Consider the following 22,625-nt stretch of genomic DNA (forward strand, 5'->3'; position numbering starts at 1 on the left):
AAGGAGTTCACCATGTTCACACGGCCCCCTTAATACCGCCGGCCTTTACCGTGTCAACGCGGATCACTCAAAGTCCGCCACGACAGGCTCCGGCATCAAGGCCTCCAAATCGGTGCATACCGCAGGTGCGCTCGCCTTCGGCGCCGACGATGTCTTTTTCGTTGGTGATATACAAGCTGGCGCCATTCACCTCTTCGCCCTGCAAGACACTGACTTCGACCTCCAGCGTGACGTCGAACTCGGAAACTTCCACACACTACGCATCTAGTGCGAGGGAAGTTTAAAAAATCCATCAATCTTAAGTACTTACCCAACAACCAGGAGAATTCCAATGCTACAGAAAGTATCACGTCGTTTTATTGAGGCGCTCTCATGAAGTCCTCGATTTCAAGCGTGCTGGCGATCGTGCTTGGTCTTGGGCTGGCGTCCGGGAATAGCGCGTGGGCGCAACCAACGGCGGCGCCCGGAGAAGCGGGTGAAGCCTATCAGGGGATGCCGGCGATCGCCCCAATGGGCGTCCGTGTGGACCGATATCTGCCGGTCCCGAACTCCGCCGCGGTGCCGCCGGTGGATCCCGCCAAGGGGTACCGCCTCCAAGAGTTGGGCCATGGTCTCTACATGGTAACCGACAATGCATATCAGTCGATGTTCATGGTCTACGACAAGGGTGTCGTGGTGATGGATGCGCCGCCCAGCTATTCAGCACATCTGAAGCAGGCGATCGCGGAGGTGACGGATCGGCCGATCACCCATTTGATCTACAGCCACGCCCATATCGACCATATCGGCGGCGCGGCAGACCTGGGCGGACACCCCATCATCGTCGCCCAGGAGGAAACAAAACGTTTGCTCGAACGATCAAACGATCCGAAGCGGCCCGTGCCCACGGTCACGTTCAAGGACCGATATACGCTGAAGGTCGGCAGCCAGGTCTTGGAACTCAGCTATCACGGCAACGCCCACGAGCCCGGCAACATCTTCATCTGGGCGCCGGCACAGAAGGTGCTGATGGTGGTCGATATCGTCTTCCCGGGTTGGATGGCGTGGTCGGGCTTCGCCGACGCTCAGGATATCCCCGGCTATTTCAATCAGGTCGCCGAGATCGATAAGATTCCGTTCGAGACCCTGGTCTCGGGGCATGTGGACCGCGTCGGGACCCACGCCGACGTGCGCGAACAGCTCGAATTCATGAATGACGTCAAGTCGGCCACCAGGACGGCGCTTCAGACCACGCCCCCGTATGTCGGGATGGCTGATGCGGACAAGACCAACCCCTGGGCAGTGGCTGACAACTACATCGACCGCGTGGTGGTCAAGTGCGTCGACGCGGTGACGCCCAAATGGCAATCGCGCCTGGCGGCATACGACGTTTTCATCTGGTCTCAGTGCTTTGCCATGCAGCAGAGCCTTCGGATCGACTGAACGCCCGTTTGAGGTGCGCGTTCAATACCGCGGCTCGAGTGTTCAGAAGATCGTTGCACCGGCGCGCGAGGTGCGCGCCGGTTTTGAGTTGGAGCACCGTTATACGGCCCGACGACCGGGCGTAGGAAAAGGAGAATGATATGGATATCGGGCTGAAGGGGCGACAGGCAGTCGTCTGCGCGTCGAGCCAGGGGCTTGGGAGGGCCTGTGCGCAGGAACTGGCGCGGGCCGGCTGCAGTGTGGTGGTCAACGGCCGCGACCAGGCGACATTGGAGCGGACCGCCGACGAGATCCGCACCGAAACCGGGGCCGAGGTGATCGCAGTCGCCGGCGACGTCACCACCCGCGCTGTCCAGGACGCGCTAATGCGGGCCGTGCCCCGGGTCGACATCCTGGTCAACAACAATGGCGGCCCGCCGCTGCGCGACTTTCGCGATATCGATCGCGAGGCACTGCTGGCCGGGGTGGTCGGCAATATGGCGGCACCGATCGAGTTGGTGCAAAGAGTGATCGACGGCATGGTCGAACGGCGCTTCGGCCGCATCGTCAACATCACCTCGGCCACGGTGAAGATGCCGATAGCAAGGCTCGACCTGTCCAGCGGCGCCCGAGCCGGGTTGACGGGCTTCCTTGCCGGCGTGGCGCGGTCGGTGGCACATGCCAATGTCACTATCAACTTCCTGCTGCCCGGGGCGTTCGAAACCAATCGGCGCCGCACGAACGAGCGGACAACAGCAGAACGACGTGGTGTTCCGATCGAGACCGTGCAGCAGGAGAGCCAAGCGGCCATCCCCGCCGGTCGCTACGGCGACGCTTCCGAATTCGGTGCCGCCTGCGCCTTTCTGTGCTCGGCCCAGGCCGGCTACATCACCGGCCAGAGCCTTCTGATCGATGGTGGCGCCTACACCGGGATTTTGTAGAGTCACACAGAGCGCCGGCACCGTTCGGTGCCGGCGCCGCGGTTCCCTGCATCAGCTGGAGCGAGATGGCGGGGCTTGGCAGCAAGCAAGATCGCCGCCTGACCATCTCGATCGAGCCCATCGTCGGTCCGGTTGTCGAGATCGTGAGCCGAGACCGATGCGGGCGTTACGCGCAAGCTGCTCGCGAGGGTGCACCGCAAGCACGCCAAGTGGCTGATCGGTTCCATCTCATGCAGAATCTCCGCGTCGTAATCGAGGAGCAGATGAGCCTTTCCGGCCATGCCACGGGAAGAGCACTGCTGCCGGATAAAAGTATCGGGAGCTTGCAAGTCGATCTGATTCAGGATGATCCGCACGTTGACGCAACGCTCTGGCGCCGGGTGCGTCGCGCTCATCGACAATCACGGCAGGCGATATTCGATACGGTGCACGCTTTGAACAAAGAAGGTCGTCCCATTCGGAGATTGCACGGCGCCCTGGCTGCGGCCGGCGCAGCATCGCGAAATGGCCGACTTTCGAGACGCCACCCGACCGAAAGAAGTCGGCGCTGAGGCCAACATCCCCTTTGTACTTCGAGGCATTCCGCGCGGTCGAGGACAGATGTACCATCAGTTCGGGGTCGTCCACCCAGGCCTTGGCGGATGCGTCAAGCAGCGGCGATCTGAGAGCGCGCGGCTCAAGCGGCGACATACCGCCCTTGGGGCTGACAATGTGCTGCTCACAACCACGCTCGGCGAACACGTCCCATGCATGCGTCAGCTCCGAAAGCCAAAGACCGGTCGGGTGCGACGGCAAGCAAGCTCTGCTACCGAATTCTCGGAAGACCGGGCCTCCTCAACGATCTGCCACGTCTCCTGCGTCGTCGAGTTCCGCTGCCCTCTTCAAGAATTGTCATCCATTCCGCCTTCGTGTCCGCTTATTCCGATAATGGACACTTATTCCGCCAGCAGCACTAATCCGTTGGGCAGCCATAACCCGCCTTTGCGACCCTCTGGCAAATTTGCACGCTCTGCATGTAATACCAGTCTCTTGACATGTGGGATTTTTTCCCATTTAATCATTGAGTAAAGTTTCGAAACAATTTGATGCAAAGCCGCCTGAACCAAGTGGCGCTTAGCATTGATGGCTGGGTGATGATGACGATTAGGTACTGGATCGACGGCATGCTCGCTAATGGCTCTTGTGAATGGCCCTAATTTACAGCATCCCCTCCATTAGCAATCGACATTCGGCCGCATATATCGCGGTGACGCGAAGCAACCAAATTTTGGCATCTGTTATGAAGCAACAACGACCACGGCCCGTCATTTCCGACGCCGCATTGCAGCGTATGTTGGGAAAAGTTCTAAAACCGTTTGTCCGCCTGTCTCTTGCGAGCGGATTAACATTCCCGGCGTTCGCAACGATCCTCAAGCGCTTGTACGTCGATGTCGCGGAAAAAGAATACGGTTTGCCGGGCAAAAAGCAAACTGACAGCAGGATCTCATTGATAACGGGTATCCATCGCAAGGATGTCAGCAAGCTGCGAGTTGGTGACATGCCTTTACCTGCGCCCCCGCCACCCGTGTCGCGCACAAGTCGTATTATCGCAAGGTGGCTTGCCGACGCTCGTTACCTAGACGAAGAAGGGACTCCGCGGGCATTGCCACGGATAGCGGAAAATGGCGCCGCATCCTTCGAGACACTTGTCGAAGATGTAACACGAGATCTGCGTCCCCGCGCTGTTCTCGATGAATGGCTGAACCGCGGAATCGCAACATTGGATATCCATGACCGCGTCCATCTTGGAGCGGCAGCTATAGTTCCAGATCCTGGTGATAGTGCCAAAGAGCATTTTTTCGCCCGCAACATACATGATCATGCTTCTGCAGCGGTTTTAAACATGTTGTCGGCAGATCCCGCATTCTTCGAACGTGCGGTACACTACGATAATATTTCACTGGAGCTCGCGAAAAAGCTGAACGATATAAGCAGGGTGGAATCGATGGATCTGCTTGTTCGCTTGAATCGCCTGGCGAATGAAGAGGTCAAGGCTGATAAGGGAGGTCAGGCTCGCTGGATCACCGGTGTCTACATTTTCACTGAAGCCAAAAGCGATATGGACCTTAACGATGTCGAGGATGATCAATGACATCCATCCGCCTATATCGCCGGCGCTTCTTGAAGCTTGCCTCAGTTTCACCTGTCATTTTGGCTTCTCTTGTAAATGCGCAGGATTTTCCGCCACCGATTGACCATGGGATTGGCGGCACGGGCAACTCCTTGAAGGGTGGCGACGATCATGGCATCGGCGGAACCGGTATTTTCGGGACAATCAAACGCTTTGGCAGCATTTATGTGAACGGGCATCGTATCACCTACTCACCGGATGTACCTATCTATCTTGATGGCATCCGGGCGAATGCACGCGCGATGCGCCTGGGACAAGTCGTAAGAGTAGCGCTTGCTGGTTCGCTCGCAAGTCCGGTTGCTAGCGCCATCTACGTCACGAGTGAGGTGACAGGCCGTGTTGAGGGCATCAATACACATGGCCTCGTTGTACTTTCGCAACGTATCGAATTGGCACCGCAAACTTCGTTGCCGAAATTGAAGCCCGGCATGATCGTATCCGTTTACGGGATTCGCAAGCCGGACGGCGTTATCGTTGCAAGTCTAATCGAGCGCCGTTCCCGTCGAACTCATCCATTGCTTCGAGGTGTGGCGACAAACGATTCCGGTCGACTGAAAATTGGTGATCTTACGCTGGACCTCTCCTCCGACCACCTTGTAGGACGGCGAGTTGTCGTTGATTTTGCTGGTGGATCTGGCGACTTGCATATCCTTCGCGTCAAGGAAGAAGAGTTGGTTCCGGGGCTTAACAACGGTAACATAAATATTGAGACTTACGCAGAAAGCGACGGCCACGCCGTCAACCTTGGAATCGGCATCACATTGAGCGGGGCCAAGGCCGCGTCTCTTGTGTCTCGCTCCCATGTTTATCTAGATCTCGCAATCAGCGGAGGTGATTTCGTTTCGTCTCAGCGCCAAGCTGAACCTTTAGGACCAAATCCACTTCAATCCAAACCACAAATTGAGGGGCCTGCCTCCCAAGACGGGCGTGGACACGGCGCTGGACCAGAGAGGTCAGACGGACCGGGGGGACAACCAAGATAGTGCGGTTTGTCTTGAAGCAGACGGCCTGCATAAGGACAACAGTTTAGCTACGGGGGCGATGCCTGCATGCCAAGCATAACCTTGTGCCGCGTAAAATAGCCAACGCAATCCATCTCATCGACAATGTGAGGCCGGTTAAGGCATCCATGTTGCATGAGAGTACACAATGAATCCGCCCATGAAGCACAATGATTTAGGAAGATAAAGGTATGGAAGCTCCGCGTAGGATAGACGCCGATAGCCAAGGCGAATCAGTTGATGTGATGACAAGATTGAAACTTGCTTGTGCCGAACTCAGCCAAGCGGTCGTTCTGGTGAGCGAGCAGCAAAACACAAATTCGCTAGACATGCCGAAGAGACCGTTTCTGTACAGCGACGGTTACGCTCTGTTCGACCCGGCCTCGGTTGAAGAATTAGTTCGCAATCTCAGAGCCTGCTCGGAGGACCATGCAAGGGTGATTGCCAATATTGGCGATTGGATCTGTGACGGTGCTGTTCGATCAATCAGTCAACGTGTCAGCGCACTCGATGGTCTCGCTGCAACGATGAAAGCTCATGTTGAAAGCGCCCGTGAACGCCAGTGGCAAAATTTCTGCCTTCTCGCCGTTGGAGCTGCGGGATTCGTTATCGGGTTAACAGTCGCAATTGGTCTTCTATACTTTGTTGCATCGGGCCACGATTTTGGACTCCTTGCCAGCCCTGTCGGCTCGACACCGAGGTTTTAGCCAAGTTGAACAACGTTGTGGGAACATGGTGCCGGTGATTGACGGCAGAATTTGTGAAAACGAAAGTCTGCTGCGAATTCCGGGATTCCGGGATATAGTGATGAGCGTGAGTATTTCGTGTCACTCTCCACTTAATTATGAGAAACAGACCTCAACAATTTCAGCGGGTTGCCTGAGTGTTTAACTTAATAATAATGACTCGGATATTGTCACTTTATGCGAGAATCTAGCTCTGGGTATCATCTCGTATCAGTCCGCAATGAGCGACCCATTTAACGAGACGATTTGGCGTGAAGCGTGTTGACGCGCGGATGCAAGCCGCAGCTTCGTGAAGCGAAATCCTATTGGCACGACGGCAGCGCAAGTTCCAGAGTTGGCGGCCGAGCTCAACCTGAGCCAGGCAACGCTTTACCGGCTGATCAAGCTATTCCACGCCGGCGGAATTGTCTTGTCGCCGGTGGATCGCAAACGCGGCCGGCCGGAGGAGCATCGTACTTTGGATGAGAAGCGGTAGGAAACCGTCCGAACGACGACCACACATTCTGCCTATAGCGGGCGCGGCCAAGGCGATATCATTGTCTGCGTGAAGCGCGAGATCATCCAGAAAATTCGCCGCTATTCCTGTCCTCTTCTTGTTTCGTCTTCAAACAAGTTATCGCACTTAGCAGCAGCAAAGCACCTTTGCCTCTGGCTGCCTAACCGCTCTTGGACGCGCCCTGGTCCTACAAGACGCGCTCCATCAGAGTGATCCGATTGCAGCCTGCAAACGCGACGGTTGCCTTGCCGCGCTGCTTCGCAAGCTGTCGAAGGCCAGATAGATGACGGGTGTGGTAAACAAGGTCAGCACCTGCGAGACGATCAGCCCTCCTACGATTGCAATACCGAGGGGAACACGCAATTCGGATCCAGATCCTGTACCCAATGCCAGCGGGATCGCCCCAAACAGGGCAGAAAGCGTTGTCATCATGATCGGACGAAACCGCAGCATACACGCCTGACGTATGGCCTCCTGCGGCGACAAATTCTGCACTCGCTCGGCTACGAGCGCGAAGTCAATCATCATGATCGCATTCTTCTTGACGATGCCGATCAGCAAGATAATGCCGATCATTCCCATGATGGACAGATCGAGATTGGCCAGTTTCAAGGCCAGCAAAGCTCCAAGTCCGGCGGATGGCAGCGTGGAGATGATCGTTAGCGGATGAACGGCGCTTTCATAGAAAACGCCAAGCACGATATAGACTGCGACGATGGCCGCCAGGATGAGCCAGGGCTGGCTTTGCAGCGAGTCCTGAATGCTTGTGCCGTCCCCTGAAACGTGCAGATAACCGTCGCAGGCATGCCCGCGCTCGTCTCGGCAGCTTTAATAGCTGTGACCGCGTCGCCAAGCGAACTGCCGGGCGTCAGGTTGAAGGAGATTGTCGTCGCCGGAATAGACCCCTGATGGTTGATGGACACCGGTAGAACGCCCGTTCTCAACGATCCAAGCACGCTAAGTGGAATAAGCTTTCCAGTGGTCGAGGACTTTGCGTAGAGGTGCGATAGCGCCTCCGGCGACAGGGCGAACTGCGGCGCAAGCTCCATCACGACATGATATTGGCTGACTTGGGTATACATTGTCGCGACCTGCCGCTGTCCGAAAGCATCGTAAAGCGTCTGATCGATCTGTGAAACGCTCACGCCCAGTCTGGACGCAGTCGAGCGATCGATATTGAGCGTGAGACTGGTCGCCGCCTTTTGCCTGTCGGAATTCACATCCTGGATTTCCGGGAGACCCTTCAGGACTTTGGTCATCGCCGCTGCCCACTTGTCGAGCTCTGCCGTGTCTGGATCCTGAAGCATGTATTGATATTGCGACGCGGAAGCGCGTCCACCGATCTGAACGTCCTGGCGAACCTGTAAACCAACGGTCAGCCCCTTCAATCCCGTGGTTGCCATACGAAGGCGCGCCAGAACTTGCGATGCCGGGCTTCTCGTACCGATCGGCTTCAGGTTGATTTGGATTTGGCCGACGCTAGCCGACGGACTTGGATTGATCCAGTAGGCCACGTTGTTGACGGCCGGATCGGCCATGACGATACGAGCGAGCCCCTGCATCTTCGTCGACATGTCCGCAAGGGATATGTCTGTCGCCGCCTGCGCCTGCCCTTGTACCCATCCCGTATCCTGCTGCGGTATAAACCCCTTCTGGATTGAGACGTAGAGCCAGCCTGTTACGATCATCGTCGCAAGCGCAACGAACAGGGTGATCGATCGGAAGCGAAGGGCGATATCGAGTGCTCGACCATATCCAGCGGTGCATTTTTCGAAAAATGCCTCCGACCAGCGGAAGCACGCACCATGTGGCCTGTCTTGATCGTGCTTGATCAGCCACGCGCACATCATCGGAGTAACCGTAAGGGAAACAAGCCCCGATATGATGATTGCAACGCTGATCGTAACGGCGAATTCACGAAAGAGACGACCGACGATGCCACCCATGAGAAGAATCGGGATAAATACGGCAACGAGCGAGACGGTCATTGAAACGATGGTGAAACCCACCTCTCGTGATCCCTCAATGGCCGCTTCGACGGCGGACTTTCCTCCTTCGACGTGCCGCATCACATTCTCGATAACGACGATGGCATCGTCGACGACAAATCCGACGACAATGGTCAATCCCATGAGCGAGAGATTGTCGAGGCTGTAGCCAGCAAGATACATGATGGCAAAAGTACCGATCAGAGACAGCGGGATGGTTGCCGCTGGAATGATCGTCGCCCACAGGTTCCGCAAGAAACTGAAAATCACTAGTACAACGAGGCCGATGGTAATGAGGATCGTTACCTTGACGTCATCGACGGAAGTCTGAATCATCCCGGACCTGTCGGCGACGACTGACAGCTTGATGCCGGCAGGTAGCCCTGCCTCCATCTGCGGCAACTTGGCCTTGATGCCCTGAATGGTATCGAGCACGTTCGAACCGGCCATTTTATGGACATCCAGCATCACCGACCGCGTGCTCTGGAGCCATGCCGCCTGATTGACGTCCTCCGGAGCCGACAGCACGGTCCCGAGATCCTCCGCTCGAATGGGTGAGCCGTTCTTGTAAGCAATCACCATCGAACGAAACGCGGGGACATCCATGATCTGATCGGTCGCATCGAGAACGGTGGTCCGTCCGTTACCCGACAGTTGCCCCTTGGGCTGATTGACGGTCTGCGCGCCGACAGCACTTCGGATATCCTCAAGCGTCAGCCCTCGCGCCGCAACCTTGTCCGGATCAAGCTGGATACGGATCGCCGGCCGCTGCGGGTCATGATAATCTACCAGCCCGACGCCATTCATCTGCGAAACCTGCTGCGCGATGATGTCTTCCGCATAATGATCAAGTTCGGTCGTCGGAATGCGGTCGGATGTGAGCGCCAGCGTCAGGATCGTCGCTTCCGCCGGATTGCTCTTATGAAAGTCCGGAGCAGCCGGCAGATCCTTCGGCAATTGGCCGCTGGCGGCACTGATTGCAGCCTGAACGTCCTGCGCGGCAGCGCTGATATCCCGGTTGAGATCGAACTGCAGCGTGATCGAGGTACGTCCGGACGAACTCGTTGACGTCATCTGGGATACGCTCGAGATCGGCGAAAGTTGATTTTCTAGCGGCGTAGCAACCGATGTTGCCATCGTCTCAGCACTTGCGCCGGGAAAGGAACTCGAAATCTGTATTGTGGGAAAATCGACCTGAGGCAGCGACGCGATGGGCAGTAAGCCGTAGGCGATCGAGCCGACGATCATGAGTCCGGCCGCCAGCAGACAGGTCCCGACCCTGCGCTGGATGAAGATTTGTGAAAGATTCATTGGACAGGCTCCTCGTTGGCAGCCGCTAGCTTCTTACCGTCCGATCCTTGCGTTGAGACAACGGTTCCATCGGTAAGTCTGGACTGATCGGAAGTGACGACGATCTCGCCGCCAGAGACGCCTTGCGTGATTGCGGTGAGGCCCGAATAAGTGATTCCGGTGGTCACGGATGCAGTCGCAACCTTGTTGTCCGGCTTGACGACGAAGACATAAGGTCCCGTCTGTCCGTTCTGTATCGCGGATGACGGCACGACCATCGAATTCGGATCGGTGCGCAGCGTGATGTTCGCAGTTACCAGCTCTCCGGGCCAGAGCGTCAGATCGTCGTTTGCAAACACGGCCTTCAGCTTCACCATGCCAGTCGACGAATCCACCTGGCTGTCGATCGCACTCAGTTTTCCGTCGGCCAGATGTTTGGCGCCATCACGGCTGTATGCAGCAACGCTCAATTGGCCCCTTGCCTGTCCCGCAATCAGATCGGGAAGATCATCCTGCGTCAGCGTGAATTCGACGGCGATGGGCCGCATCTGCGTGACCGTCACCACGCCGGTCGCATCCGTTGTCCGAAGGATACCGCCTTCCTGCTGCTGGCGCAGGCCCGCTCTGCCACTGATCGGAGCTGCGATGGTTGCGAACTCCAGATTGAGTTTCGCAGTATCGAGTGCAGCCTTTCCTGATGCGGCCGTGGCATCCATGACCTTGACTTGTGCCGCTGCGGTCTGCGCCACCTGGGTCGTGCCGCTGCCTGTAGTCGTAAGCTTCTGCGCCCGCACCTCATCGATCTTGGCCTGGTCGAGCTGGGCCAGTTCCTTGTCGTAGTCAGCTTCCGCCTGCGCCACAGCCACCGCGTAAGGACGGGGGTCGATGGTTGCAAGGATGTCGCCGGCCTCGACATCTTGCCCCTCGACAAAAGCAATGTGCTGAAGCTAGCCATCGACGCGGACTTTCACGTCCACTGCCGTCAAAGGCGAGACCACGCCGAGGCCACCGCGCACAACTGGCAGATCCCTTATGTCTGCTTTGGATATCTGCACCGGAACTGGCACACGCTCAGTTGCCGCTGCCTTTGTTTTGCTCAAAACGATCCTAGGCTGAGAAACGATGTAGAAAGCAACCGATGCCGCTCCGATCAACGCGCAAAACCCAATGAGATAAACTCTCCTATTTGACTTGTTTGACCCTGTTGGGGAACGATCCACCGCAAAACTCCATCAAGCGTTCGTAATAGCGCGGCGAGACGAGGCCTTGCCGAGCAATGCTTGGGAATTTGACGGATCACAGGTGGCGGCCAATTCGCGCCAGAATGAATTTTTTTATGTTATCCGGCGGCGCATGGTTATGGCCTGATCAGATATCCAGCACCGGGAACAGTAAGGATCATGCTTGTCGATGCACCCATGTCGATCTTCTTGCGCAGCCGGTGGATGTGCATGTCGACGATGTTGCCGCGCGGATCGAAGTCATAGTCCCAGGCGGCCTCAAGCAACATCGACCGTGTTACGAGAGAGCCCGCATTGCGCATAAGTGCTTGCAGAAACAGGAATTCCCTGAGCTGCAAATCGATGGTGCTGTCGTTCCTGCGGGCGATCCGCCGCCGGATGTCGAGCGATAGGCCGCCAACGACCAAGATGCTCTCATGACCATCAGTTATAAAGTGCTTTGTAATCGCCTCGATGCGGGCAAGAAGTTCCGAAAAGAAGAAGGGCTTGACCAGATAGTCGTCACAGCCGGCGCGCAATCCCTCAACGCGATCCATTGCGCTTGCCAGCGCACTCACCATGATCACGGGAACATTGACATTCATCGCGCGAAGGCGCCGCACAAGCTCGATGCCATCCAGCTTGGGCAGCAGCCGGTCAACGACCAACCCGTCGTAAATCAGCTCCATCGCAAGCGTGAAACCGAGTTCGCCATCGCTCGCAACATCGACAACGTGCCCGGATTCGGAGAGTCCCCGTTTCAGATAGGCCGCACTTCTGTCATCATCTTCAACTACCAGTAGGCGCATTCAACCCTCGTTGAAGACAGTAGTCATTCCAAGCGCTCGCGAAGATGAAATTGATTTCATGTTCAGGCGAACGAATATTCAACATTGATTATCTAGATAATACGCAAAGATAGTCAGCGTTTTTGGAGGAAATGTGTCGAAGATACTCGTGGTCGAGGACGATCTGAGGACCGCATCCGAAATCGAGGCAGCACTTGTGGACCACGGCTGCACCGTCACACAAGCACCTGACGGGCGGGATGGCTTGGTCAAGGCAATTTCAGGTATGTTCGATGCGATCGTGTTGGATCGAATGTTACCCGGAACGCTCGACGGTCTTGGAATGCTGGCCGCCCTGCGAGCGGCTGCAGTACAGACACCCGTTCTTATCTTGAGCGCCCTTTCGGCAGTTGATGAGAGGGTACGCGGTCTCAAGGCAGGCGGCGACGACTATTTGACGAAGCCGTTCGAAGCGCTCGAATTGACGGCCAGGCTGGATGTTCTCATGCGCAGGCGTACAGCCTCCAGCCAGGAGACGGTGCTGCGGGTCGGTGATCTCGAAATCAATCTGCTGACGCATACCGCAAGCCGTGCCGGCGCCGTTATCGATCTTCTGCCACGGGAATATCAGTTGCTTGAGTATCTCGCCCGGCATTCGGGCCAAATCGTCACCCGCACGATGATGTTTGAGGAAGTATGGCACTATCGCTATGGCGAGGCGACGAATGTCATCGATGTGCATATCAGCAAACTTCGCAAGAAGCTGGATCTACCAGGCCTTGTGCCCTTGATCCGGACGCTTCGTGGCTCAGGCTATGTTCTCGATGCGGTCAATTGAGCTTTTTCGGACGAGCGGGGTTCCGATTGGCGCTTATCTTCCTGCTCGTGTTCGGCGCGGCAGCAGGCGCGCTATTCTTGTTTGTCGGCTGGCAAATGCAAGGCTTTCTCGACCAGCGAAGCGACGAATGGCTGACGCGCGAAATGCGATCGCTGCAAAGCCTGCCCGCCAACGAAATCGTTTCGCGCTTGTCAGTCCGAAGCAAGGATCCGACGAACACCGAGCGACCCTTTTCGCTCTTCGACCAAGGCGGCAAGCTCATTGCAGGCGTCCAGCTCGCCTATCCGGACCGAGCTGTCTTCGATACTCCCTTCGATTTTGCCGACCGCAGCCCGACAAGGAAGGGTCACTACAGAGGATTGCTGCGTCGCCGTGCCGATGGCACCGCCATCCTCGTTGCACAAAGCCTGCATGAGCAACGTGAGTTTCGTGAGCGTCTGGAAAATGCGACGCTGTTCGCGTCGCTGACGACCGCAGCTCTTGGACTTGCGGGCGCCATCGCCGTCGGTGTCGGCGCGGTTCGCCGCCTGGATGCGATGTCTGACGCTGCTGCGCAGATCATGAAAGGCGACCTCAAACAGCGGTTACCAACAGGCCGAGCTGGAGGCGACATTGATCGCCTCGCCAATGTCGTCAACGAAATGCTCGACGAAATCGAGCGCCTGATGCACGAAGTGAAGGGCGTCTGCGACAACATCGCTCATGACATGAGAACACCACTCACACGCCTTCTCGCCAGCCTCGAGTGAGCCCGGCGGCGAGCCACCAACATCGACGAATATCATGGTTATGTCGACGAAGCGCTCGAAGAGATCCGCGGCATTCTCAAGACGTTTGGCACACTCCTGCGGATCTCGGAGGTGGAGGATGGCCTTAGAAGGTCAGGCTTCGTAGACATCGACCTGAAAGCGATCGCGCGTGATGCCGTCGATTTCTTCGAGCCCGCGGCTGACGAATCCGGCGTTACCCTGGCATATCACTCCAGCAACGACGAGCCAGCTATCATCTCTGGTGACCCCAGCCTGATCTTCGAAGCGATAGCCAACCTGATCGACAATGCGATTAAGTTCACGCCGCGGGAGGGGCGAGCGATCATGGAGGTCGAAGGCGATGGCCGCATTGCGACAATAACGGTCGAGGACACCGGCATAGGGATCCGCGCGGAAGACGCCGACGCCGTGCTGCGCCGCTTCTATAGAGCCGAGAAAAGCCGACATGCCCACGGCAACGGCTTGGGCTTGAGTCTCGTCTCCGCGATCGCGAGACTGCATGGCATGCGTTTGGAAATCACGACACCGGATATCGGCACCCGGATTCGGCTCGCAACATAGTCGTTAATGTCGAAAAATGAACTAGGGTGTGGTGACAAATTAACGTTTTGGATTCCATCTGAGGCTCAAATCAGATTCAACGCTAGCTTTTGGAGATTAGCGATGGATAGCGAGACACTTCGAGACGATCAGTGGGAGCGGCTGAAACCGTTTGTACCGGGTGGCCGTAAGGGCCGGCGTGGTCCTCGTAGCGACGGTCGCCGATTCTTCGATGCTGTGTTGTGGCTTGCCCGCTCTGGTGCACGCTGGCGCGATCTACCCGAAGATCGTTTCGGTCCTTATCAGACTGTCAAGCGGCGCTACTATCGCTGGATCGAACAGGGCGTATTCGACCAGATCTTTGATACTGTGGCTGCCGATCCGGACATGGAATGGCTGTCCATCGACGCCACAGTCATCCGGGCGCAGGCACAGGCCGCGGGTGGACGTCGAAAAAGGGGGGAGCGCAAACCCAGGCTCTCGGCCGTTCCCGAGGCGGATTTGGGAGCAAAATCCATGCTGTAGTCGATGCGCTGGGATTGCCAGTTCGTTTCCGACTCGGTCCCGGACAACAAAACGACATGGCACCCGCCTGCGACCTCATTCGAGGGCTGCCAGCCAAGCAGGTGCTTGCGGATCGTGCCTACGACGCCGACAGCCTGCATGACATCATCCTCGACCATGGCGGCGAACCGGTCATTCCACCTCGCCGTCACCGCAAGCATCAGCATGCTTACGATCGCCTCGCCTACAAGCAACGATGGGGTATCGAGAGCTTCTTTTCCAAGCTCAAACAATGGCGGCGCATCGCTACACGCTACGACAAGCTCGCCGCCCACTTCCTCGGCTTCATCAAGCTTGCAAGCATCATGCTAGGGATCAAATAGTTAAATCGTCACCACAGCCTAGGCTCTTGAAAGGTATCGAACCGACAACCTGCGGCTTCGAAATGCAACATACCTCGTTATCACACTGCGGTATCAGCGAGGCGCCCAGGCACCAAATTGGCTATTCTTAAGTTTTCAATGTTTTCTAACGGGTGAGACCGGTCCGTTTTTTCCTGACGCGGCATTTGCATTTCACCCAATATGCAATCGTTTCCCCACAGTCATTAGCATCCTGTCGGCACTTCTTGCGCCGAGCAATGACGATGAAACTTTCCCGCCGGAACTAGCGAGTGGAAACGTCAGCTGTGGACAACCGCTTAGGCCTGACAGACACAGAAGCTTGATGCAGCCGGAACGAAACGCTGCGAAGCTTTCCGGCGTAGCATCGCGCTTTGGCGGGCTCATCGCCAATGTCGGAAGAGCGACAACCACGTCATCGCGGAGCAATCGGTCGATCTCTCTGGAAAAATGCTCTCGAATCCGACGCGCCTCGCGCACCTCCCCGACGTCCAGATTCGCTCCTGACAGAAGACGCGCGGCGATGTCGGGTGCGATGGCTTGAGGCCGCCGGTCGAAAAGGGATCTGTTGCTTTCCCAAGCTTCCTTTTGGAGAATAGTGACGAATGCCGAGGCAAGCTCATCCAAATTGAACGAGCTGATCGAGCCTGCTTCGCGAACGGAAATGGCGGCCGATCGAAAACGGGCGATCATTCCGTCTGCCACATCTTCCTCGATGGTATCAAAGATATTCTCGACGACGAGAACGGAGGATGGCCGGTCGTCTGCCGCAGGTATTCCGACAGCACTCATGAGTGCGGCCATCTGCTCCAGGCTTCGCGTCATGAAACCGGGCACATCGAAGCTCGGCGCAAGGGGGCGCAGCCCTCCGTTGTCGAGGCTTCCATGTGTGGGCCGCCAGCCGACGAGACCGTTGATGGCGGCCGGCAGCCGGATGGAGCCGGACGTATCTGTTCCGAGGCCGATATCCGCAAGGCCCGCGGCGACTGCGACGGCAGAGCCCGACGACGAGCCGCCCGGAATGAGATCGGGATCGGAAGGATTGATCGGCATGCCGAAATGGAGGTTGCCGCCGATGAGGGAATAGGCAAGTTCATCCGTATTGGTCTTGCCTACGAACCGGGCTCCCGCATCCAAAAGCGTTTGAACGAGAGGAGCCGTCGATGTCTTGATGCCGGAGGCAGCGAGTAACATGGCATTGCCGGCGGCCGTCGGATAACCAGTAACATCGAAAAGATCCTTGACGGCCAGGCGAAGGCCGGAAAGCGGGCCGGCAGCCGCATGCCCGACATTGGCTTCTGGATAGGGCATGAATGCGTTCCACCGGTCATCCACTTGCCCGCTCCCTAGATTTTCAGATGCTGCAGAACGCGGCCGCGGCTGTCCGGCCCATTGGAACTTTCGTCCTCGATCGTCCCGAGTTTGAGAATAGCCCAGCGATCCGCCACGGAAAGAGCGAAGTCCAGGTTCTGCTCGACCAGAAGGATGGTCGTGCCGCGCTTCTCACTATCATCCTTCAATGCATCGGCAATGTTGTGGACGACGGAGGGTTGCAGACCCTCGGAAATCTCATCGATCAGGAGGAGCTTTGGCCGCAGCATCAGCGCGCGCGCCAGGATCAGCATCTTCTGCTCCCCGCCCGACAGGGTCCCGGCCCTCTGAGCCAGGCGGTCCTTCAGGAACGGGAAATAGCCGTAGACCCTATCCAGAGCGGATGCCAGATCGCGATCGCTCGTGAGCGCCAGCCGCAGATTGTCGCGGATGGAAAGATCCTGAAACAGCGGCAACTCCTGCGGCGCATAGCCGATGCCGGAGGCGATCAGCTCCGTGGGTTTCCTGCCGGTAATAACAGCACCGTCCACCTCGATCTTGCCTTTGCCAACACGCAGGAAGCCAAGAATCGTCTTCAGCAGCGTTGTCTTGCCCATGCCGTTTTTGCCCATGAGGGCGAAGATCTCGCCCGGCCGGATGGCGAGCGACACGCCATTGACGACATCGACCGCACCATATCCACTCGATACGCCGGTGAGCTTGAGTTTGAACGCTTCAGCCATGGGCGCCTCCCGCGTAGATAGTGCGGACCGTTTGGGAATTGACGACCTCATCCACGGTGCCGTCGAGAACGAGCTTGCCCTGATGGAGAACCACGATACGGCTCGATATATTGCGCACGAAATCCAGATCGTGCTCGACCAGGATGGCGGCGAACCCCATCTCGTCCGTCAGCTTCCTGAGAATGGTACCGATGGTCATACGCTCGGTCTTGGTGAGACCCGCCGTCGGTTCGTCGAGAAGAATGACACGGGGTTCCAGAGCAACGACCATCGCCAGTTCGAGAGCCTGCCTTTGACCATGCGACAGCAGCGATACGGGCTTGTCCAGCATATCCGCCATGCCCGTCAGTGTCAGGATCTCGATTGCGGCCGCAGGCAGCGTGATCTCGGCAAGCGATCGCATCGGGCTGGGCGTCTCATGGCTGAGACGCGCCATCTTGAGGCACTGGCCAATGGTCATGCTGTCGAAGATGCTGGCGATCTGGAATTTGCGCCCGACGCCGAGCGCCACGATCCGTTCAGGCGCGCGACCGGCGATGCTCGTGCCACCGATGTCCACCTGGCCTTCGATCTGCTGAGTACCATCCGAGAGACAGCGCATCAGTGTGGTCTTGCCGGCACCGTTCGGGCCAACGAGGCTGACGAGCTCTCCCCTTCCAATTTCAAGATCGATGCCCTTGAGGACGGAGAGGCTGCCATAGGACTTGCCTAGACCACGGATCGACAGAAGGTTTTTGCCTGCGACGCCCCCCTCATTGAGGGCTAAGTGCGCCGGAAATGACTTCAGAGTGCTGTTGGAGCTTGCCGATTGCAGGAAACGCGTCACAAGAGATGCAAGGCCTCCCGGCAAGACGATGATCATAAGGACGAAGAGCGCGCCAACGATCAGCTGCCACAGGAAGGGCAGATCGCCAGAGAGACTGGCGCTCAGATAATCGATACCAACTGCCCCGACCAGGGGGCCGACAATCGTTCCGCGACCGCCGAGCGCTGTCCAGACGACGAGTTCGGTGCCGAAAACGAAACCGGTATTCTCGGGCGCGACGACCCCGGACGCATTGGCGTAGAGGAAGCCCGCAAGGCCGCATACGCCGGCGAGAACACCCGTCAGGGCGATCTTCAGTACAGCAGGATTCATGCCCAAATAGGCGACGCGCGCTTCGTTGTCGCGGATTGCCACGAGCAACCGGCCGGCATCGGAGCGGACAAAAACCATCGCGAGAACAGCCAAGGTGAAGAGACACACGCCTGACAGGCGAAAATAGCCGGGAAGTCCGAGCGGCAGAGTGTCATAGCCGACAAGACCGCTCGAGGAGCCTGTCCAGATACCGCCCGAGAAGACCAGTTGCGTGATGACGATCGGTACGACGAGCGAAATCACGGTGGCATAGAGCGGCGTCGACCCATGATAGAACGACAGCCAGCCGACCGCGAGGCCAAGCAGGAGCGGAACGAGGATGGCGGCGGCAAGCGCGAGGACAAATAAGGTCGGACTTGCGCCGATATGGGTGAGAACCATGGCGGTGGCATAGGCACCAACACCAAAAAATGCCGCCTGCCCGAAGGTGAGCACGCCCGTATAGCCCCAGAGCAAGTCGACAGTGATCGCCAGCATGGCGTAGATCATCGACCGTGTAAGGACGTTGAGACTGAAGCGGCCGAGAAACATCGGTCCAAAGACAATCAGCAGGATTGCTGCGAACGCCAGCACCAGCAAAAGGACAAGCCGGAGTTTCTGTTTGTCAGGCACGGGCAAATCCTTTCGGGCGGATGCGCAGTACGACCGCGCAGAGGACAGCCACGGTAATACCGCCGAGGATGAGGCTGAAATAGGTGCTGACCAGCACCTGAGCGGCACCGAAGATGAGACAGGCGGCAGCAAGCGCACCGAAAGAAGAGCCTGCTACCATCACCAGCATGAATGCGCCCGTCAGCCAGGCGACGCCCATATTGGGATCGACGCTGGTCAGCGGTGCGAGCAGCACGCCGGCCAAGGCGGCAAGGCCGGCGCCGATCATGAAAGTGGCGAGCCGCACCTTTTCCGTATCAATGCCGAGTACGCGCGCCAGCGTTTCGTTCATGATGACGGCGCGGGCGGAAAGACCAAGGCGTGTGCCATCCAAAAGAAGGGTGAAGCCGAGGCCCAGCGCGATCGCGGCGACAATCGCGAAAAGGCGGTAGGACGAATAGCCGACGCCAAACAGATCGAAAGTGCCGGGCAGTAGCGCCGGGGTGAACTGCACATCGCGGCCAAACCAAAGGGTGATGAGCTGGCCGATGACGATGCCAAGGCCCCAGGTCGCAAGAATGGCATCGAGTGGCCGGCGATACAGAGGCCGGACGATGAAGCGTTCGGCGACACCGCCGAGAACGGCTCCGACCAGGAAGGCAAAGGGAATGGCAAGCCATGGATTGAGGCCGAACCCGCCGACGACAACAGCGCAGTAAGCCCCGATGGTCAGCCATGCGCCATGCGCGAAATTGATGATCTTCAGCACGCCGAAGATCGCAAGCAGCCCCGCGGCAACGATGAAGAGAATGGCCGCAGTGCTGACGATATCGAGAAAGAGCGTCATTTCTGGAACTCCGATGCTGGAGGCGGGGCATCCTGCCCCGCCACTCTGGTTTCAGAGCTTCGGGCACTGGTTGCCGGGATCGACGTCCTTGAAGCTATCGACAACCGCGACGCTGCCGTCATCCTTTACCTGGCCAAGATACATGGTCAGCGGCGCGTGGTGCTGCTTGTTCATGGAGATCTTGCCGCGCGGACCGGTGAAGGATACCTCGGGAAGAGCCTTGAGAACCTTTGCCGTATCGGTGCTGCCGGCCTTCTCGACGGCTGCCTTGTAAAGGTAGATCGCCTCATATTGCGGGACGGAAAGGTCGTTGGGCGTGCGCAGCTCCTTGCCGAACTTCTTGTCCATGGCCGAGAGAAACGCCTTGTTTTCGGGGCTGTCGATACCGGTCACGTAGGAAGCGGAGAGAAAGATGCCCTTGGCATCCGCGCCCATGCTCTTGGCGGTACCCTCGTCGACGGCGAGATTGCCGTAAGGCAGGGTGACGCCGGCCGAGCGCAGTTGCTTGGTCAAGGTCACGTTCGGGGCGCCACCGGCCGTCGACGTCATGATGGCATCGGCCCCGGAGGACTTGATCTTGGAGATGATCGCCGTCCAGTCGCTGCCGTCCATCGGCAGATATTCCTCGCCGACGACCTGGGCGCCGGCTTTTTCGATATAGCCCTTGGCAAAGCTCAGCATGCCGCGCCCGAAGGCATAATCCGAGCCGATGAGGAAGAATTTCTTCGCGCCCTGTTTGCTCATGAAATTGTCGACGACGGGCGGAACCTGTTGCTCGGGAACCCACGCATCGACGAAGAGATTGGCGTTGCAGGATTTGCCTTCGTAAAAGGATGTGTAGATATACGGCACGTCGCCTTTGGAAATGATCGGCAGTCCGGCATTGCGAGCAGCACTCGTCTCCATGGAGATGACGACATTCACCTCCTTCTGGAAGACAAGGGAATCGAAGGCCTTTTGCGCGCCGGCCGCACCGGATGCATCGTCGGCGATCTCAAGCGCCAGCGGGCGTCCGAGCACGCCGCCTTTGGCATTGATTTCCTCGACGGCGAGTTCGGCAGCCTGAACGACGGACGGCGCGACCACGCTGTTTGCTCCGGAAAGCCCGACCGGTACGCCGATCTTGATCGGGTCCGCGGCGAAAGCTGCCGTGGCGTATGCCGCCGATGCCAGTGTGAGGACGATGGTTTTCATTTGCATTTTGTTCCCTTTTTCTTGATTTGGGTTGATATCATTACCCGTAGACATCTGCGCGGCGGTCGCCGAGCAGATGATTGAAGCTGTTGAGCGTGCGAGTTTCCGCCACGCTCGACAGATCGATTTGCGCAAGGAGGATTTCCTCGCGATCCGTGCTCGCCGGACCGGACACCGGCCAGCCTTGAGGGCCGACAATAAGGCTGCGGCCGATGAAGGGCTGATCGCGCTCGATGCCGATCCGGTCGGCGCAGGCGATGTACAGGCCGTTGGTGTGGGCGGCAGCCTTGTGCAGAATATTGGCCATCGGCTCGGGAGCGCTTTCCGCGCCGGCCATCGGCACCCAGTTGGTGGGCACGCAGACCAGCTCGGCACCGGCCAGCGCCAGCTCGCGAAACGTTTCGGGAAACCAGCCGTCGTAGCAGATCGCGATACCGATGCGCCCAAAGGGCAGATCGAAAACCGGCAACCCGAGATCGCCTTTCTTGAAAAAACGATTTTCATTGTTCCAGAGATGGAGCTTGCGGTATTTGCCGATATATCCCTCGGGACCGCACAGAAGAGCGCTGTTATAAAACCGATCGCCGTCCCGCTCGGCAATACCGCTGACGATATAGAGGCCGAGCTCGCCGGCAAGGCGGCAGAATACCCCGGCACTCTGGCCGCCTGGCACCGGGCCGGCCAATGCTGCAACCTCGTCGCCGTCCCGGAAGCTATAGCCGCTATCGGCCAGCTCCGGCAGAACAAGGATCTCCGCACCCTGGGCTTTCGCCGTCCTCGCCAGCCGCTCGATGGCAGCAAGATTATGGACACGATCACCGACGATCGGTTCGAACTGGACAGTCGCGACGGTTGCCGTCCGCGCCGTTGAGGCCTTGACGCTCAATCTTGTCTCCAAACGCAAAAAACCTCTGGCACGGAATTCAATCCGTGAACCAGAGGCTACATAGCCACAATGTAAACGCGGCAGCCCTGCCGCTGAGCAAACCTGCTCGTTACCATTAAGTTTTCATGTAACGACGCGACCGTCAAGCGCCCCTGTCAGACATTTTTTAAAAATCGACGAGCGATAGTACCCGGGCTTAGAGTTCACTTTTCCCGCCAATGGACAATCCGAGGCTTTTCATCGTGTCTTGCGCGGCAATGATGGATTCGGCGATTGTCGCCATGGGAACGCGCTTGGACGTTGCCTGGTCGCGCAACAGCTTATAGGCCGCCTCCTCGTCGAGGCCGTTCATGACCCGCAGCGCCGAAACGGCTTTTTCGACCAGCCGGCGGCTTTTCAATGTTTCCTCGAGTTTCTGCACCTTGCCGGCAAGCCTCTTTTCGTAGCTCTGCCGATAACGCGCCAGCGCGAACTGCGTGAGGATGCCGAGCGGCCGTAGCGGTTTGCTGATGACGCCGTGGGCGTTGAGATCGATGATCGCCTGGAGCGCTGTCGGGCTCTCATAGGTCAGGATGGCGATGATCGCCGTTTGCTGGAGGTCGATGATCTGCAGCGCGCGTTCGACGTGCGTGTCCTCGACATGCAGGAAGACCGTGTCTACATCGGGAGGCAACGCCGGTGGCAACGGCCAGGTCGCCCTGACCTCGCAACCAAGGCGTTTCAGATGAGCGATCAATGTGTTGCCGTCTTCATCGCGTGGGTGGACGACCAGAACGCGCGCGCGCCGCAGATCCTGAATGATCCTGCTCGGTCCCGTCATC

Annotated in this window: 20 protein-coding genes and 2 pseudogenes; 11 read left to right on the plus strand and 11 right to left on the minus strand. The window is 57.9% G+C overall.

What is annotated here, in order from left to right:
* Positions 1-67: 67 nt before the first annotated feature.
* Positions 68-253 carry a hypothetical protein gene (locus tag AC13Q5_RS23580; protein WP_488503342.1) on the minus strand — a complete coding sequence of 62 codons (186 nt, stop codon included), beginning with the start codon at positions 251-253 and terminating at the stop codon, positions 68-70.
* 119 nt (positions 254-372) lie between these two features.
* Here AC13Q5_RS23580 and AC13Q5_RS23585 point away from each other — a divergent pair, with 119 nt between their 5' ends.
* The 7 genes and pseudogenes from AC13Q5_RS23585 (at position 373) to AC13Q5_RS23615 (ending at position 6,734) form a co-directional block, all read left to right on the plus strand.
* Entirely contained in the window at positions 373-1,422 is a 1,050-nt protein-coding gene (locus AC13Q5_RS23585) for an MBL fold metallo-hydrolase (RefSeq protein WP_075854469.1), read from the plus strand.
* Positions 1,423-1,562: 140 nt separating this feature from the next.
* Positions 1,563-2,342, plus strand: a complete 780-nt coding sequence (locus AC13Q5_RS23590) for an SDR family oxidoreductase (RefSeq protein ID WP_488503343.1) — start codon at positions 1,563-1,565, stop codon at positions 2,340-2,342.
* Positions 2,343-2,470: 128 nt separating this feature from the next.
* Positions 2,471-3,093 (plus strand): annotated as a pseudogene (locus AC13Q5_RS23595) (transposase); the annotation flags it as partial.
* A 528-nt stretch (positions 3,094-3,621) separates the two neighbouring features.
* Positions 3,622-4,473 (plus strand): DUF6502 family protein, encoded by an 852-nt coding sequence (locus AC13Q5_RS23600; protein ID WP_075854471.1) that lies wholly within the window; start codon positions 3,622-3,624, stop codon positions 4,471-4,473.
* A complete protein-coding gene (locus AC13Q5_RS23605) occupies positions 4,470-5,495 on the plus strand; it encodes a DUF5666 domain-containing protein (RefSeq protein WP_457879194.1) in 1,026 nt (341 codons plus the stop codon). The genes AC13Q5_RS23600 and AC13Q5_RS23605 overlap by 4 nt, the downstream gene beginning before the upstream one ends.
* Before the next feature lie 209 nt (positions 5,496-5,704).
* Positions 5,705-6,220 (plus strand): DUF6118 family protein, encoded by a 516-nt coding sequence (locus AC13Q5_RS23610; RefSeq protein WP_488503344.1) that lies wholly within the window; start codon positions 5,705-5,707, stop codon positions 6,218-6,220.
* A gap of 328 nt (positions 6,221-6,548) precedes the next feature.
* Positions 6,549-6,734 carry a helix-turn-helix domain-containing protein gene (locus AC13Q5_RS23615; protein ID WP_488503345.1) on the plus strand — a complete coding sequence of 62 codons (186 nt, stop codon included), beginning with the start codon at positions 6,549-6,551 and terminating at the stop codon, positions 6,732-6,734.
* 225 nt (positions 6,735-6,959) lie between these two features.
* On the opposite strand, the pseudogene AC13Q5_RS23620 reads toward AC13Q5_RS23615, so the two are convergent.
* From AC13Q5_RS23620 to AC13Q5_RS23630, 3 genes and pseudogenes are all read right to left on the minus strand, one after another.
* Positions 6,960-10,054: pseudogene (locus AC13Q5_RS23620) on the minus strand (efflux RND transporter permease subunit).
* Entirely contained in the window at positions 10,051-10,971 is a 921-nt protein-coding gene (locus AC13Q5_RS23625; RefSeq protein WP_488503521.1) for an efflux RND transporter periplasmic adaptor subunit, read from the minus strand. Before AC13Q5_RS23625 ends, AC13Q5_RS23620 begins: the two are co-directional and overlap by 4 nt.
* A gap of 419 nt (positions 10,972-11,390) precedes the next feature.
* Positions 11,391-12,062: a response regulator transcription factor gene (locus tag AC13Q5_RS23630; protein ID WP_488503346.1), complete on the minus strand. Its 672-nt coding sequence runs from the start codon at positions 12,060-12,062 to the stop codon at positions 11,391-11,393.
* Between the two features lie 133 nt (positions 12,063-12,195).
* On the opposite strand from AC13Q5_RS23630, the gene AC13Q5_RS23635 reads away from it, so the two are divergent.
* The 4 genes from AC13Q5_RS23635 to AC13Q5_RS23650 all read left to right on the plus strand — a co-directional run bounded on the left by AC13Q5_RS23635 (position 12,196) and on the right by AC13Q5_RS23650 (position 15,076).
* On the plus strand, positions 12,196-12,879 hold the full coding sequence (locus tag AC13Q5_RS23635) for a response regulator transcription factor (protein ID WP_488503347.1): 684 nt from the start codon (positions 12,196-12,198) through the stop codon (positions 12,877-12,879).
* Positions 12,880-12,905: 26 nt separating this feature from the next.
* The gene (locus AC13Q5_RS23640) at positions 12,906-13,628 is read left to right on the plus strand and encodes a HAMP domain-containing protein (protein ID WP_488503348.1); all 723 of its coding nucleotides are present in this window, start codon (positions 12,906-12,908) and stop codon (positions 13,626-13,628) included.
* Between the two features lie 111 nt (positions 13,629-13,739).
* A complete protein-coding gene (locus tag AC13Q5_RS23645) occupies positions 13,740-14,210 on the plus strand; it encodes a sensor histidine kinase (RefSeq protein ID WP_488503349.1) in 471 nt (156 codons plus the stop codon).
* A gap of 102 nt (positions 14,211-14,312) precedes the next feature.
* A protein-coding gene (locus tag AC13Q5_RS23650; protein ID WP_488503350.1) for an IS5 family transposase occupies positions 14,313-15,076 on the plus strand; the annotation gives its coding sequence in 2 pieces (ribosomal slippage) (positions 14,313-14,640 and positions 14,640-15,076; 765 coding nt in all).
* A gap of 192 nt (positions 15,077-15,268) precedes the next feature.
* Here AC13Q5_RS23650 and AC13Q5_RS23655 read toward each other — a convergent pair.
* The 7 genes from AC13Q5_RS23655 to AC13Q5_RS23685 all read right to left on the minus strand — a co-directional run bounded on the left by AC13Q5_RS23655 (position 15,269) and on the right by AC13Q5_RS23685 (position 22,624).
* Positions 15,269-16,405 (minus strand): amidase family protein, encoded by a 1,137-nt coding sequence (locus tag AC13Q5_RS23655; RefSeq protein WP_488503351.1) that lies wholly within the window; start codon positions 16,403-16,405, stop codon positions 15,269-15,271.
* A 35-nt stretch (positions 16,406-16,440) separates the two neighbouring features.
* The gene (locus AC13Q5_RS23660; protein WP_488503352.1) at positions 16,441-17,148 is read right to left on the minus strand and encodes an ABC transporter ATP-binding protein; all 708 of its coding nucleotides are present in this window, start codon (positions 17,146-17,148) and stop codon (positions 16,441-16,443) included.
* A complete protein-coding gene (locus AC13Q5_RS23665; protein ID WP_488503353.1) occupies positions 17,141-18,898 on the minus strand; it encodes a branched-chain amino acid ABC transporter ATP-binding protein/permease in 1,758 nt (585 codons plus the stop codon). Before AC13Q5_RS23665 ends, AC13Q5_RS23660 begins: the two co-directional genes overlap by 8 nt.
* Positions 18,891-19,724 carry a branched-chain amino acid ABC transporter permease gene (locus AC13Q5_RS23670; protein ID WP_488503354.1) on the minus strand — a complete coding sequence of 278 codons (834 nt, stop codon included), beginning with the start codon at positions 19,722-19,724 and terminating at the stop codon, positions 18,891-18,893. Before AC13Q5_RS23670 ends, AC13Q5_RS23665 begins: the two co-directional genes overlap by 8 nt.
* 51 nt (positions 19,725-19,775) lie before the next feature.
* On the minus strand, positions 19,776-20,924 hold the full coding sequence (locus tag AC13Q5_RS23675) for a substrate-binding protein (protein ID WP_075854524.1): 1,149 nt from the start codon (positions 20,922-20,924) through the stop codon (positions 19,776-19,778).
* 34 nt (positions 20,925-20,958) lie between these two features.
* Positions 20,959-21,804 (minus strand): nitrilase family protein, encoded by an 846-nt coding sequence (locus tag AC13Q5_RS23680; RefSeq protein ID WP_488503355.1) that lies wholly within the window; start codon positions 21,802-21,804, stop codon positions 20,959-20,961.
* Between the two features lie 196 nt (positions 21,805-22,000).
* Positions 22,001-22,624: an ANTAR domain-containing response regulator gene (locus AC13Q5_RS23685; RefSeq protein WP_488503356.1), complete on the minus strand. Its 624-nt coding sequence runs from the start codon at positions 22,622-22,624 to the stop codon at positions 22,001-22,003.
* Between the last annotated feature and the right edge of the window lies 1 nt (position 22,625).

Source organism: Martinezella sp. CNPSo 3964 (genome assembly GCF_057784375.1).